General features: G+C 61.5%; 13 protein-coding genes. 5 read left to right on the forward strand and 8 right to left on the reverse strand.

Going from position 1 to position 13,879, the window contains the following annotated elements:
* Positions 1-3: 3 nt before the first annotated feature.
* The 4 genes from E2L05_RS13330 to E2L05_RS13345 form a co-directional block, all read right to left on the reverse strand.
* Positions 4-1,551 carry an MBOAT family O-acyltransferase gene (locus tag E2L05_RS13330; protein WP_133343399.1) on the reverse strand — a complete coding sequence of 516 codons (1,548 nt, stop codon included), beginning with the start codon at positions 1,549-1,551 and terminating at the stop codon, positions 4-6.
* Between the two features lie 21 nt (positions 1,552-1,572).
* Entirely contained in the window at positions 1,573-3,495 is a 1,923-nt protein-coding gene (locus E2L05_RS13335) for an HAD-IIIC family phosphatase (RefSeq protein ID WP_133343400.1), read from the reverse strand.
* Positions 3,496-3,528: 33 nt separating this feature from the next.
* Entirely contained in the window at positions 3,529-3,771 is a 243-nt protein-coding gene (locus tag E2L05_RS13340; protein WP_133343401.1) for an acyl carrier protein, read from the reverse strand.
* Between the two features lie 141 nt (positions 3,772-3,912).
* The gene (locus E2L05_RS13345; RefSeq protein WP_133343402.1) at positions 3,913-4,146 is read right to left on the reverse strand and encodes a hypothetical protein; all 234 of its coding nucleotides are present in this window, start codon (positions 4,144-4,146) and stop codon (positions 3,913-3,915) included.
* Between the two features lie 273 nt (positions 4,147-4,419).
* Here E2L05_RS13345 and E2L05_RS13350 point away from each other — a divergent pair, with 273 nt between their 5' ends.
* The 3 genes from E2L05_RS13350 (at position 4,420) to E2L05_RS13360 (ending at position 9,121) form a co-directional block, all read left to right on the forward strand.
* Positions 4,420-5,187, forward strand: coding sequence for a sulfotransferase family 2 domain-containing protein (locus E2L05_RS13350; protein WP_133343403.1), 768 nt, complete (start codon positions 4,420-4,422; stop codon positions 5,185-5,187).
* 69 nt (positions 5,188-5,256) lie between these two features.
* Positions 5,257-7,278 (forward strand): acyltransferase family protein, encoded by a 2,022-nt coding sequence (locus E2L05_RS13355; RefSeq protein WP_133343404.1) that lies wholly within the window; start codon positions 5,257-5,259, stop codon positions 7,276-7,278.
* 130 nt (positions 7,279-7,408) lie between these two features.
* Positions 7,409-9,121 (forward strand): bifunctional sulfate adenylyltransferase/adenylylsulfate kinase, encoded by a 1,713-nt coding sequence (locus tag E2L05_RS13360; RefSeq protein ID WP_133343405.1) that lies wholly within the window; start codon positions 7,409-7,411, stop codon positions 9,119-9,121.
* Between the two features lie 161 nt (positions 9,122-9,282).
* On the opposite strand, the gene E2L05_RS13365 is transcribed toward E2L05_RS13360, so the two are convergent.
* Together E2L05_RS13365 and E2L05_RS20800 are read right to left on the reverse strand one after the other, a co-directional pair.
* The gene (locus E2L05_RS13365; RefSeq protein ID WP_133343409.1) at positions 9,283-10,314 is read right to left on the reverse strand and encodes an NAD-dependent epimerase/dehydratase family protein; all 1,032 of its coding nucleotides are present in this window, start codon (positions 10,312-10,314) and stop codon (positions 9,283-9,285) included.
* The gene (locus tag E2L05_RS20800) at positions 10,311-10,451 is read right to left on the reverse strand and encodes a hypothetical protein (protein WP_165971764.1); all 141 of its coding nucleotides are present in this window, start codon (positions 10,449-10,451) and stop codon (positions 10,311-10,313) included. The genes E2L05_RS13365 and E2L05_RS20800 overlap by 4 nt, the downstream gene beginning before the upstream one ends.
* A 169-nt stretch (positions 10,452-10,620) precedes the next feature.
* Between E2L05_RS20800 and E2L05_RS20805 the strand changes: the two genes are divergently transcribed.
* Together E2L05_RS20805 and E2L05_RS13370 are read left to right on the forward strand one after the other, a co-directional pair.
* Positions 10,621-10,785, forward strand: coding sequence for a hypothetical protein (locus tag E2L05_RS20805; protein WP_165971765.1), 165 nt, complete (start codon positions 10,621-10,623; stop codon positions 10,783-10,785).
* Between the two features lie 87 nt (positions 10,786-10,872).
* The gene (locus E2L05_RS13370; RefSeq protein ID WP_133343406.1) at positions 10,873-12,195 is read left to right on the forward strand and encodes a UDP-glucose dehydrogenase family protein; all 1,323 of its coding nucleotides are present in this window, start codon (positions 10,873-10,875) and stop codon (positions 12,193-12,195) included.
* A gap of 9 nt (positions 12,196-12,204) precedes the next feature.
* On the opposite strand, the gene E2L05_RS13375 is transcribed toward E2L05_RS13370, so the two are convergent.
* Positions 12,205-12,915, reverse strand: coding sequence for an SGNH/GDSL hydrolase family protein (locus E2L05_RS13375; RefSeq protein WP_133343407.1), 711 nt, complete (start codon positions 12,913-12,915; stop codon positions 12,205-12,207).
* Between the two features lie 3 nt (positions 12,916-12,918).
* The coding region (locus tag E2L05_RS13380; protein WP_133343408.1) for a phosphomannomutase at positions 12,919-13,879 on the reverse strand (961 nt) is incomplete at its 5' end.

Consider the following 13,879-nt stretch of genomic DNA (forward strand, 5'->3'; position numbering starts at 1 on the left):
TGCCTAGAAGTTGAAATAGATGAATTCAGTCTGCCCGCGGCTGATGAACGCAACGCCAAGGAACAAGACCACCCCTGTGATCACCGCCCAAGGCAGGCTCGGCCGCCAGCGGAACGCGATTGTCGGCAACGCCACTGCCCGCCACTTTGCCCAGCCCAGGATCGGATGATACCGCCCCATGATCTGCTGTGTGTTGGGAAAGAAGGCGATCAGCGACACGGCCACCAGAATGAAGAGCATCGGTTCGGTCAGCGCCTCGGCGGCGTTGGCAGGCAGCACCGAAGGCAGCGCGGCCAGATCGGAAAACCGCATCATCCCGGCCCAGATCCGGATCGCATCGTCCACACCCTCGGCGCGGAACACCACATTGGCCGCGGCCACGCAGACCAGCGTCAGCAGATGGTAGAACACCATGTCGCGCGGTCCGGGCTTGTTCTTCTTGCGCCGCTTGCGCCGGTAGGTGCGCCAGAATTCGTTCACGGACAAATAGATGCCATGCATCCCGCCGAACACCACAAAGGTCCACGCCGCGCCGTGCCAGAAACCGATCACGAGGAACAGCATGATTGTCGGCGCGGCCGTGGTCAGGGCGAACATCTGCCATTTGCCATAGCCACGTTCCGCCCCGAACCGGGTCAGCGGCACCACAAGCGGCTGGTGCATATAGGCGACGATGAACTGCTGCAGCGTGATATGCCAGCGCCGCCAGTATTCGATGATCGACGCGGCCCGCAGCGGGGAATGAAAGTTCGGCGGCAGCTTGATCCCGAACATCCGTGCCAGCCCAAGCGCCATATCCGAATAGCCTGAAAAGTCGAAATACAGCTGGATCGTATAACAGATCGCTGCCCGCCACGCCGCCAGCAGGCCGATCGTCTCGCCCCCTGCCGCCATGTCATAGACCGGCGTTGCAAAGGCCGCCGCGCTATCGGCAATCACGGTTTTCTTGAACAGCCCGATGGCAAAGATCGCCAACCCCACGGTCAGGTTCGCTGTCGCAAAGCGCCCCAGCCGCCGGCCAAAGAACTGCGGCATCATTTCCTTGTAATGGACGATTGGCCCGGCGATCAGTTGGGGGAAGAAGATCACGAACGTGGCATAGCGCCAGACGCCGGTGGGCCGCACTTCGCCGCGCGCCACATCGACCAGAAAGGCGATTTGCTGAAGCGTATAGAACGAAATCGCCAACGGCAGCAGAATCCGTTCCAGCGTATAGTTGGCCCCGGACACCGCATTCAGGTTGTCGACAAAGAAGTTGGCGTACTTGAAATAGAACAGCACCGCCACGTTGAGCACGATCCCCAACGCCATCAGGCTGGCTTGCCCGCGCCCGCGCAACCGTTCCAACCCCAGCCCGACCGCATAGTTGGCCAGCATGGACGCAATCAGCAGCAGCACATAGGGCGGGTTCCAAACCGCGTAGAACACCAAAGATGCACTGACGAGGAACAGAAAGATCCAGTCGCGCAACCCGGCCCGGATCAGCAGATAATAGCCTGCCAGAGTGAAGGGCAGGAACAGAAAAACAAACTCAAGTGAATTGAACAGCACCGCCCGCCCTCGCTCAACGCGTCATGCGGGCACGGTGTCGTGCACGGTCACGGACATCGGCAAATCCGGCGCGTCAATATCTGACAGTTCCAGCGCCCACCGGGTGCCGCCTTCCCCAATGGATCCAACCTCTGTGAAACCCAGTTTGGCAAAATGTTCGGACACCATCGCGTTTTTCGGGCTGGGCAGGTAGTCGCCCACAAGGCGTTTGGCCCCTGCGGCGCGGGCCGCTTCCGCCACAACCGCCAGCGCGGCTTCTTCCACGCGGCGCTTCAGCACCCGGCAAGACATCAGCCACGTATCACAGACCCATTCTTCGGGGCCCTTGCGGAAGATCACCACGGAAATCATCCCGTTATCGCCGAACTTGTCCGTCAGCCGGACCTGCAGCGTGAAAATGTCCGGGTCGGTTTCCATCGCGGCCACATCCGCTTCGGTATAGCGCCGGGTGGTCAGGTTGAACTGGTTGGACTTGTTGATCAACTGCGCGATGCGGGTGCGCCCGGTACGATCGAACGGCGCCAGCGTGCAGACCATATCCAACGAGGCGAGATAGGAATCGTAATCGCCAATCGTTTCCATGGCCACGGCGCGTTGCGCGTTGGCGCGGTACTGTTCGGCGCGCTGTGCGTCATCCGCCGACAGGCCCACGGTTTCGAAATATCCGCCCTGCGCGATGGCCGCCGGATACCCGGCCGGATCGGCGCTCACCTCGGGGACATTCACCTGCGGCAGCATCTGCCGGACGCGTTCGCGTTCCGCCGGGTTGTCATCCAGGAAAACCAGGGCGTCGATGCCGATATTGAGCACCTTCGCGATATGGGCAAGGTTGGAAGCCTTGTCAGTCCAGTTGGCCACGAAAACGGCGATATCGTCGAGCCGCAGCGCCATATCCGGGTGCTTTTCGAAGGGCAGCTTTGCGGCCGCTTCTTCGTTCTTGGAACACACCGCAAGCACAACACCGCGTGCCTTCAGGCTCAGGGCGTACTGTTGCAGCGCAAGATACGCCTCTCCCGTGGCAGACCCCTGCCCGATGGCGATGCCTTCAACCCCATCATCGCCAATGATCCCGCCCCAGCAGGTATTGTCGAGATCAAGCACAAGGCACTTCGCCGACCGTCCCCGGATCGCGCGCAGCACTTGGGCCAGCTTGTCGCCGTAAAGCGGCACGAATTCCAATGCGAAAGGTTGCTTGGCGCGCTGCCACAGGGCCGCGTCGAACCAGCCCGACCGACCAGCCAGGGCCGCCAATGCATCGGCATCGAACAGCACTGCGGCATGCGTGTCGCACAGATCGGCCATGGCGGCATTGACCGCAGCCACTTGCGCGGCCAAGGCCCCTGGTGCGCGGCGGTCCATCTGCCCCGCCCATGGATCGGCAGGCAGGGGAATGGTCTGCAAGATCACGGTTGCCCCGCGCGGGGCCCCTTCGACCAGGGCGCGCACGGTTGCCATCGCCCGGTCCACCGCGGCGCGGCCATCGTCCGGCGCGATGAACGATTGCGTCAGTCCCAGACTTTGCGCAGTTTCGGCCACCAGAACAATGTCGGCCGCAAAGGCATGCAGATCGCTGCTTGGGTCCATAACTTCGGCCATGGCTTGCCCGTAGGGCGGCACATAAGTGTCCACCAGAACACCGTGGCGCAGGGCGCTGGCCCGGATGGCCGGAGCAATATAATCGGTCGTGGCTTGCGACAAAAGCGCCATCCGCACCCGGCTCAGCCCAGAGGCGGCGGTGGCTTGCGGGGCCGCTGCCGTCAGAACGCGGTCGGCCGCCGTCAGCTTGTCGATGTCGAGATCGTAAAGCAACAGGGCTGCCAGATCGGCCAAGGTGGCATCAGCACCAACCTCGGAGGCAGATGCCCTGATCGCCTTAAGACGGGCGCGAAAATCGGATGGCACAGGCCGCAGCCAAGGCAGCTTGCCCAAAGACAGGTCAGACATAACGGGAACCTCTTGCGAACGGAAAGCGGCCGCTCAGGCCGCCTTTGTCAGAACCAACGCGACAATATCCCCAAACTGCTTGAGGCTTTCGATCTCGGCGTTGGAAAACTTGATGCCATAATGCCGCTCAATGGCGATAATAAGGCGCACATGGCTCAGGCTGTCCCATTCTTCGATGTCGTTGGCTGTGGTGCCATCTTCGAGTGTGACCTCATCGAGGTCCATTACGTCCTCGAAAATTTCAGTCAATTCCTGCGTGACGCTTGCTTTATCCATGGTACGAAGGTTCGCTCGTAAAAAAAGTGGAGACGGGCACATTGCCCGCCTTTAAGCTGTTGTGGCGGCAAATATTGCACACGGCAAGGGCTGCTGTTGTCGCGCAAGGGGGCCTGACGGCACCCTGCAACGGCAAAGGCATCACTCGCCGGGCTTGGTTTCACCGGGTGCGGGCGTGTTTGCAGCCTTGCGTTTACGCAGCAGGCGCTTGACCGGGTACCAAACAAATCCAACGATTGCGAAGAACACGGCAGCCAACAAGGCCAAGGCGGCACCGATGGCAGATATCCCTGCGCCGGGGCCGATATAGGCCTGCGCCAAGCTTGGGGCGAGAATCGCCAAGGCAACGACCGGAAGGGCGTGGCGAGTTTTCATGAACAGACCTCTCATGCTCTATACTTAGGACAGGCGCCCCGCGGGCGGGACGATCAATTTATAGGCTCATGTGCCCAGAATTGCACCCGGTTATTCCGGCCCTTCTCGACATCCATGATACAATCGCGGCATGTAGGGCACAGGCCAGCCCTTTCGGGTACGGCGCAGACCTGCGTCAGAACGCTTTCGCTGGCAAGGGTCTATGAGTATTTATAGTTGCGCGGGTCCACCTGATACGGTGGCGAAGCAGAAGTAACGCGGAGGTTTCACGCCATGCCCATTTTCCGGGCGAACGACAAACTTGCCCTTTATGCCCATGTGCCAAAATGTGGCGGGTCAGCGGTGTCTTGGTATCTGACGGAACGCTTCGGGCTGCTTGCTTTTCATGACAACCAGTTCACACGGCATGATCCCCGCGGCGTCTGGTCACGCACATCGCCCCAGCATATCGACCGCGTCAGCCTTGGCCGATTGTTTCCAGAAGGTTTTTTCGATGCCTGCTTCACCATTGTGCGCCACCCTGTGGATCGCATCGTGAGCGCGTATCACTTCCAGTTGGAAGTCGAAAACTGCATCCCCGGAAACCTGCCCTTCACCGAATGGCTGGAAGACCTTCCTGAACGGTCCGCGGAAAACCTGTTCGCCTTCGATAACCATGTTCGCCCCATGGATGACATCGTACCCGAAGGCGCCGCCGTCTTTCACATGGAACACGGGCTTGATCCGTTGGTGCCCTGGTTCGATGCACTGACCGGCGACTGTTCCGGGCCGCGCGCCTTCCCGCGAATCAACGAGCGCGGGAATTATGCCAAGGTCAGCGGTGAACGCACCCGGCCAAGCGAATGGGACATCGCGCGGATCGCAGAAATCTATGCCCGCGATTTTGACAGGTTCGGGTATGCGCCAGATCGCAAGGCGCCGATCGCGCCTGCGCCCACGCTGACGGCAACGCAAATATCGGAACGGGACGCAGAATTGCAGAAATTCAACAGTCCCATGGCCCGGCTGAGTCGCAAGCTGCGCCGCAAACTGGGCGCCTGAGGCCGTAGCAACGCCTCCTTCCGACACCAGCGCATTCGGTTGACGCCACTAGCGAGAGTTGATGATTACATGCAGTATCGCCCCGAGATTGACGGCCTTCGAACGGTGGCTGTTGTTCCCGTCATACTTTTTCACGCCGGTTTGTCCGTCTTTTCGGGCGGCTATGTCGGTGTCGATATTTTCTTTGTCATCAGTGGCTATCTGATCACCGGCATCCTGATCCGGGAACTGGAGCAGGGACGATTCAGCATCTTGCGTTTTTACGAGCGCCGGGCGCGGCGGATCTTGCCCGCACTTTTCACGGTCATGCTGGCCTGCCTGCCCTTCGCCTGGATCTGGATGCTGCCCGAACAGCTTGCCTTGTTCGGCCGCAGCGTGGTTTCGGTCATGTTTTTCGTGTCGAACATGTTGTTCTGGCGGGAAAGCGACTATTTCGCAGCCGATTCGGAACTGAACCCGCTGCTGCATACCTGGAGCCTGGCCGTGGAAGAGCAGTATTACATGCTCTTTCCATTGATGCTGGCGGTGATGTGGCGCTTTGGCCGGAACAAGACGTTCTGGTTGATCTGCGCGCTGTCCCTGCTCAGCCTTGCGCTGAGCGAATATGGCTGGCGCAACCACGCCAACCTGAACTTCTATTTCGCCGCAACGCGGGCGTGGGAGCTGTTTGCAGGCTCGATCTGCGCCTTCCTGCTCTCCCGGCGTGGCGGGCCGTGGCGCCATGACCTGCTGTCCGGGGCCGGGCTGGCAATGATCGTGGTGGCAATCTTCGCCTATGATGACAGCGTGCCGTTCCCCAGCGTCTGGGCGCTGCTGCCGGTTGTGGGCACGGCGCTGATCGTGACCTGCGCGGCCCCCGGCACATGGGTTGCACGCCTGTTGTCCCTGCGCGGGGTCGTGGCCATCGGGCTGGTCAGCTACAGCGCCTATCTGTGGCACCAGCCACTGTTCGCCTTTGCCCGGCTGCGCAGTATCGGCGAGCCATCAATGGCCCTGATGATGGTGCTTGCCGTGGTCACCTTCGGGCTTGCATGGCTGTCCTGGCGGTTCATCGAGCAGCCTTTTCGGGTGCGCGGGGGTGACGGCGCGCCGCTGGTCTCGCAGCGCAGTATCTTCACCTATTCGGCCGTGGGCATGGTCGCCTTCATCGCGATTGGGCTGATCGGTGCCTTGAACCAGGGTTTCCCCAACCGCTTTGCGCCCGGCATCCATGCCGTTCTGGCCGCAACTCAAGACACCAACCCGTACCGCGACACCTGTCAGTTCCGCGCCCAGACACGGGGCAGCCTGCCCGCCCTGCCCAACCCTGACTGCGTGTTCCCGCCCGATCCGTCGATACCGTCGCGCGGCACCGTCACCATCATCGGCGACAGCCATGCCGGGGCCATGGCCTATGCCATGATCAAAGCGCTTAACGAAGCGGGCTACACGGCCGAGCAGGTCACCCTTACCGGCTGTCAGCCCCTGCCCGGTTACACCAAGACGGTCCGGCTGTGCCGCGAAGCGGTGGAACGGGTGATGCACTATCTGGAAACGACCGATGCAGACCGGGATCATCTGGTTGTCGCCATGCGCCCACAACGGCTGTTCCTGCCTGGTTTCGACAATGGCGAAGGCGGCCATGAACACGGCCACGAACCAATCGTGTTCGACCGCGCCGGTCTTGGCCTGCCCGGAACCGCCAGCGATTTCGAAGCCTTCAAGGCCGCCTTTGAACAAGGCGTCGCCCGCTGGAGCAGCTTCGACAGTGACCTGACGGTGATCTACCCCGTGCCCGAAGCGGGATGGAGCGTGCCGCAGACCATGGCCAAGCGCATGGCGTTCGAAGGGGCGGAGGCGACACTTGATACGGCCCTGTCCGCCTATGAGCAGCGCAACAGCGCGATCATCGATCTTTATGATGCAACCCTGCCCCCCGGCACGCGGGCCGTGCGCCCCGACAAGCTGCTGTGTGATGCTGGAACAAAGCGTTGCCTGAACGCCCTGGACGGCAAGCCCCTGTATTACGACGACGATCACCTGACCAACTTCGGGGCGTCGATCATCGCCAGGGAACTGGTCACCGCATTGAACCGTAATGACCGGTCATAAACCGCCCGAAACAACATCCATATGCCGTGGCTCAACGGTCACTGTTAACGTACCAACCCATTTGTCGCTTTGCCAGTGCCTGCCCGCTTTGGTAGAGCGCACTTGAAGCCTATCAGTTGAAAGTTATCCCATGACAAAGTTGCCTCACACCCCCATTCCCGAACTCTACATCTCACCGGAGAGCGCGCAAAAGCTGAAGCTTGACGCAGGCAATATGCCTTCCTGGGATCTGACCGCGCGCCAAATGTGCGATCTGGAATTGTTGATGAACGGCGGCTTCAACCCACTGACCGGTTTCCTGAGCAAGGCCGATTATGACGGTGTTGTCGACAACATGCGCCTGGCTGACGGCACGCTCTGGCCAATGCCCATCACGCTCGACGTGTCCGAGAAATTCGCCGAATCCATCGAACCCGGTCAGGACATCGCCCTGCGCGACCCCGAAGGTGTGATCCTTGCCGTGATGAACGTCACGGATAACTGGGCTCCCGACAAAGCGCTCGAAGCCGAAAAGGTCTTTGGCGCCGATGACAAGGCCCACCCTGCCGTGGCCTATCTGCACGACACAGCCGGCAAGATCTATCTGGGCGGCCCGGTGACCGGCCTGCAATCGCCGATGCACTATGACTTCCGCGCCCGCCGCGACACGCCCAACGAATTGCGCGCCTATTTCCGCAAACTCGGCTGGCGCAAGGTCGTGGCCTTCCAGACCCGCAACCCGCTGCACCGTGCGCACCAGGAACTGACTTTCCGCGCCGCCAAGGAATGCCAGGCCAACCTGTTGATCCACCCGATCGTGGGCCTGACCAAGCCGGGCGATGTGGACCACTTCACCCGCGTGCGTTGCTATGAAGCGGTGCTGGACCAGTACCCCGCCGCCACCACCACCATGTCGCTGCTGAACCTTGCCATGCGCATGGCCGGCCCGCGCGAAGCCGTCTGGCACGGCCTGATCCGCCGCAACCACGGTGTGACGCACTTCATCGTTGGCCGCGACCACGCCGGCCCCGGCAAGAACTCTGCCGGTGAAGATTTCTACGGCCCCTATGACGCGCAAGAACTGTTCCGCGAACACGAAGCAGAGATCGGCGTCGAAATGGTTCCGTTCAAGCACATGGTCTATGTGCAGGAACGCGCCCAGTACGAACCGGCAGACGAGATCGAAGAAGGCGTGACCGTTCTGAACATTTCGGGCACCGAACTGCGCCGCCGTCTGCGCGAAGGTCTGGAAATCCCTGAATGGTTCTCGTTCCCCGATGTGGTCAAGGAACTGCGCCGCACATCGCCGCCCCGTGACAAGCAGGGCTTTACCGTCTTCTTCACCGGCTTCTCCGGCTCGGGCAAATCCACCATCGCCAACGCGATGATGGTCAAGTTGATGGAAATGGGCGGTCGCCCCGTGACGCTTCTGGATGGCGATCTGGTCCGCAAGCACCTGTCGTCGGAACTTGGCTTCTCCAAGGAACACCGGGACATCAACATCCGCCGGATCGGCTATGTCGCCTCCGAGATCACCAAGAACGGTGGCATCGCGATCTGTGCGCCAATCGCCCCCTATGCCTCCACTCGCCGCGCCGTGCGCGAAGACATCGAAGCGTTCGGCGCCTTTGTCGAAGTCCATGTCGCCACCACGATCGAGGAATGCGAACGGCGCGACCGCAAGGGCCTCTACAAACTGGCCCGCGAAGGCAAGATCAAGGAATTCACAGGAATCTCCGATCCCTATGACGTCCCTGAAAACCCTGAGCTGCGCCTGGAAACCGAAGGCACCGATGTCGATTACTGCGCGCAGCAGGTGCTTTTGAAACTTGAAAGCATGGGCCTGATCGGGTCCGGGTCGTAAGATCAAAAGCTGGGGCGCTCTTGCGCCCCGGCTCCCTTTTTACGGGACTGTTGCTGTAACCGCTCTGGCCGCAACCGTCATCTACCGGCTATGAAACGAGAACGAGGCCTGACCCTGGCTCGCCGCTCCAGTCAACAACTTGGGTATCCTGCCGGGCAGCCTCAGCGCCTGTAATAGTCGCGAAACCAGTCTACGAAGCGCGCCACACCCGTCGCTATATCCGTCTGCGGGCGATATCCAGTCAGGGCTTCCAGCAGCGCGGCATCGGCCCAGGTCGCTGGTACGTCACCTTGCTGCATGGGCATGAAGTTGCGCTGCGCGGTCTTTCCAGTCGCGGCCTCAATTTCTGTGATAAAATCGTCCAGCAATACCCGGCTTGAATTTCCGATATTCACAATTCTGTACGGCGCAACCGGCGACAGGCTGTCACCGGGGATGGCAATGTACTTCGCCCCAGCACCTGCCCGGGCATCGGGTGTTGGCGGGGGCACGTTGATCAACCCGCGAATGCCGCGCACCAAATCATCCACATAGGTGAAGTCGCGATACATCCGGCCATGATTGTAAACATCGATGGGCCGTTCCGCCAGTATCGCGTCGGTAAACTTGAACAATGCCATGTCGGGCCGCCCCCACGGACCATAAACGGTAAAGAACCGGAACATGGTGATCGGCATGCCGTGGATATGCGCCCAGGAATGACACATCGCCTCGGCGGCCTTCTTGGTAGCAGCGTAGAAGGACATCTGGGTGTCTGCCTTCTGGGTTTCGCGATAGGGCATCTCGTCATTTGCACCATAGACCGAACTCGTCGATGCCATCAGCAGATGCCCTGCACGCTGGTCTAGTGCAGCCTGCAGGACGTTGAAGCTGCCGACGATATTGGCATCCAAATAGGCGCGGGGGTTCTCGATACTATACCGCACCCCAGCCTGCGCGGCCAAGTGCACCACCACGTCGGGCGCAGAGGAGGCCATAGCCGTCTCCAGGGTGACGGCATCTTCGAGGAGGCCCTCGGTCGCGGTGAACCCAGGGTGCCGGGCCAGCTTGTCATGGCGCGCGCGTTTCAGCGCAACGTCGTAATAATCAGTCATGCCGTCATAGCCATGGACCACAGCACCCGAGCGCAGCAAACTGTCAGCCAAATGGTAGCCGATGAACCCGGCTGTGCCCGTGATGAAGACCCGCATCAGTGTTCCTCCCCCTCGCACCTGGAGAAGCCAACCGCCAGAACGTCGGCGGGGTGATAAACATTGCGCAAATCGGCCGTGTGGCAGTCCATCACGTTCTTGAGGCCGAATTCATAGACTGGCTCCATATCCATCTGCATTCGGGCCCACCTTTCTGGTATGACTGCCTTCCTACGGTTCCATGGACTAACATGAAAGTGCCAAGTCCTGATCCCGGTCACAAGTCCACCTGAACGAGTGAAGCGTAGGAAAAAAGCTGGGCCAAACCGGCCATCAAAATCACAAACAGCTTTCGGGGCACCTCGATTTTTGACCGTTTTCGCGGGCCCGCACCATGCCAGTCGTGCGCACCAGCGTGCCGCCCATGTCGGGTCCATCGCAACACGGTACGAGAAAGCGTCACGCACGTTCTTGTCGATGATCAAACTGGCGTCCATCAAGCTGTGGATCGAGTTTCATGAGCCCGGTGCCTAAGTTCGAATACAAATTGCCACTCACCGCAATAGCGTCATATTCTGCTGTTTCCCACGGGCGCCAAGTACCAAAGCAAAAGGAACAAACATGAAAATTGCAATGATCGGCGCGGGATATGTGGGGCTTGTCTCTGGGGCCTGCCTGTCAGATTTTGGCCATGACATTGTCTGTGTCGACACGTCAGCCGAAAAGATTGCCGGTCTGAATGTCGGCCGTTTGCCAATTTATGAACCTGGTCTCGAGGCGCTCATCACCCAGAACGTCGCCGCGGGGCATCTGTCTTTCACCACCGATCTGGCCGCGGCAATGGATGGCGCGGATGCCATTTTTATCGCTGTCGGCACGCCCAGCCGCCGCGGCGACGGTCATGCGGACCTGACATATGTCTATGCGGCCGCGCGCGACATCGCCCGCGCGCTGACCGGCCCGGCCGTCATCTGTACCAAGTCCACCGTTCCTGTGGGCACCAATCGCGAGGTGGGCCGGATCATCGCAGAGACCAACCCGCAGGCTGATTTCGACATCGCCTCCAACCCTGAATTCCTGCGCGAAGGCGCGGCAATCGGTGACTTCATGCGCCCGGACCGGGTCGTGGTCGGTGCAGAAAGCGACCGGGCCCGCCGCGTGATGGCAGACATCTACCGCCCGCTTTCGCTGCGCGACACACCGATCCTGTATACCGGGCTCGAATCCGCCGAGATGATCAAATACGCCGCCAATGCGTTTCTCGCCACGAAGATCACTTTCATCAACGAAATCGCCGCCCTGTGTGAAAAGGTCGGCGCAGATGTGAAAGAGGTGGCCAATGGCATGGGCCGCGATGGCCGGATCGGGTCGAAATTCCTGCATGCGGGGCCGGGCTATGGCGGATCGTGCTTTCCCAAAGATACCCGCGCGCTGGCACGGATCGGGCAGGAACACAGCAGCCCCATGGCGATCACCGAAACCGTCATCGCAGTGAACGAGGCCGTGAAACGGCGCATGGTGGAAAAAATCCGCGACCTGCTGGGCGGCTCGTTCAACGGGCGCCGGGTGGCGGTGCTGGGCGTGACCTTCAAGCCCGAAACCGACGATATGCGCGAAGCGCCAAGCCTGACCGTGGTGCCTGCCCTTGTGGGCGGCGGGGCCGAAGTGCGGGTGGCCGATCCGTTGGGTCGCCGCGAGGGTGCAGAGCTTCTGCCCGGCGTAAGCTGGCACGACGATGCCTATGACGCAGCACAGGGCGCCGATGCCGTGGTCGTCCTGACCGAATGGAACGCCTTCCGCGCGCTGGACCTGACCCAGCTTGCGTCGGTCATGCGGACCCCGGCAATGGCGGATCTGCGCAATGTCTATTCTCCGGACTCGCTGAAAGCGGCCGGGTTCCGCTCCGTTGGGGTGGGCCGCTTTCACCCAGATTTGAAAAGCTGAAACAAGAGCTTAGACCGGCGGCCCGCAGCTTTGCCCCATGGCCTGGCCAATCAGGCCGGTCAGGGCCGGTGTCACCACGACCTGCGTGGCGGCGCCTGTCGGATGCAGCCCGTCGGGCGCATGGCGCAGGTCCTGCGGCGCCACGTTCCAGCGCGGCGTCAGATCGGCAAGACCCACATCCGCGTCGCGGGCCAGCTTGCGATACATGGCGTGATAGGCGCCAAGGCGCAGGCGCTTGACCCGCTGCCACCCCGAGACCGGATTCATTGTCATCAGGACCAGCCGGGCTTCGGGCAGATCCCGGCGCAACTCGGCGAGGATCTGGGCATGCTGTGCGCGGCTGCGCGCCACGCTCACACCATCCAGCAGATCCGCATCATTGGCGGTAAACTCGATCAGAACAATATCGGGCCGCAGCGCCACCACTTGCGACACCTGCGCCAGACCCCATTGCGACCCCTGCCCCACACCGGCCACCCGGTCCACCTGAACCTGCTGCATCAGGCAGGCGCGCAACGCGGCCTGTAGCCCATCGGGCCAGGCGTTGCGCGCGGTCAGGCTGGTGCCAAAAGCTGCGATCTGCAACGTGGCGGGCGGGCTGGCCAGGGGGGGAATGGCCCTGTCTCCCGGTGCCGGTCCGGTGCCGCGCAGCACCAGACCCGCCCCAAGAACAAGCACCAGACCCGCGGCCAGACCTTGTGCGCGCGGGCCCCATGCCATGTGTCAGCCCCGCGACGGGACGATCAGCGCCTCAAGCTGTGCGACCTGCCGGGCCAGAAGATCCCGGTCGCCGCGCGTTTCAACATTAAGCCGCAGTACAGGTTCGGTGTTCGACGAACGCAGGTTGAACCGCCAATCGCCAAAATCGCAGCTCAGCCCGTCAAGCCGGTCCACGCCCTGCGCCTTGTCCAGAAACACCGCCTCGACCCGCGCAACAGCCGCCGCCGGATCATCGGGGCGGAAATTGATCTCGCCCGAGGATGGGAACGCGCTGCGCATGTCCGCCACAAGATCCGACAGCGCCCGGCCCGTATCGGACATATGCGCGACGATCAGCAGCCAGGGGATCATACCCGTGTCGCAATACATGAATTCGCGAAAATAGTGATGCGCCGACATCTCGCCGCCATAGGCCGCGTCGGCCTCGCGCATCTTCGCCTTGATCAGCGCATGACCGGTGCGTGACATGACAGCCTCGCCGCCACCCTTGGCGACCACATCCAGCGTGTTCCACATCACCCGCGGGTCATGGACAATCTTCGCGCCCGGCTCACGCACAAGGAAGGCGGCGGCCAGAAGCCCGACGATGTATTCGCCATCGATAAACGCACCGGTTTCGTCAAACAGGAAACAACGGTCGAAATCCCCATCCCAGGCGATACCGATATCGGCCCCATGGCGGCGCACCGCATCCCCGGTGACAGGCTGGTTTTCGGCCAGCAGCGGGTTGGGAATGCCGTTGGGAAAGCTGGAGTCCGGGTCATGATGCATCCGGACAAAGCGCAGCGGGCTGCCCTCCAGCCGTGCAGCGATGGCATCAAAGGTCGGCCCTGCCACGCCATTGCCCGCATTGACCAGAACCGTCAGGGGGCGGAACGTGGCCGGATCGACCAGCGACAGCACCCGGTCCACATAGGCCGGGCGCGGGTCCTCGCGGCGCTGCGTGCCGGGCGCAGCGACCGGT

Origin of the sequence: Meridianimarinicoccus aquatilis (genome assembly GCF_004358675.1) — a bacterium.
Classification (GTDB): Bacteria; Pseudomonadota; Alphaproteobacteria; order Rhodobacterales; family Rhodobacteraceae; genus Meridianimarinicoccus; species Meridianimarinicoccus aquatilis.

Coding starts and splice junctions, on each gene's coding strand:
- E2L05_RS13335 (WP_133343400.1), bottom strand. CDS start 3,495: ATGTCTGACCTGTCTTTGGGCAAGCTGCCTTGGCTGCGGCCTGTGCCA.
- E2L05_RS13340 (WP_133343401.1), bottom strand. CDS start 3,771: ATGGATAAAGCAAGCGTCACGCAGGAATTGACTGAAATTTTCGAGGAC.
- E2L05_RS13345 (WP_133343402.1), bottom strand. CDS start 4,146: ATGAAAACTCGCCACGCCCTTCCGGTCGTTGCCTTGGCGATTCTCGCC.
- E2L05_RS13350 (WP_133343403.1), top strand. CDS start 4,420: ATGCCCATTTTCCGGGCGAACGACAAACTTGCCCTTTATGCCCATGTG.
- E2L05_RS13355 (WP_133343404.1), top strand. CDS start 5,257: ATGCAGTATCGCCCCGAGATTGACGGCCTTCGAACGGTGGCTGTTGTT.
- E2L05_RS13360 (WP_133343405.1), top strand. CDS start 7,409: ATGACAAAGTTGCCTCACACCCCCATTCCCGAACTCTACATCTCACCG.
- E2L05_RS20800 (WP_165971764.1), bottom strand. CDS start 10,451: ATGCAGATGGATATGGAGCCAGTCTATGAATTCGGCCTCAAGAACGTG.
- E2L05_RS13370 (WP_133343406.1), top strand. CDS start 10,873: ATGAAAATTGCAATGATCGGCGCGGGATATGTGGGGCTTGTCTCTGGG.
- E2L05_RS13375 (WP_133343407.1), bottom strand. CDS start 12,915: ATGGCATGGGGCCCGCGCGCACAAGGTCTGGCCGCGGGTCTGGTGCTT.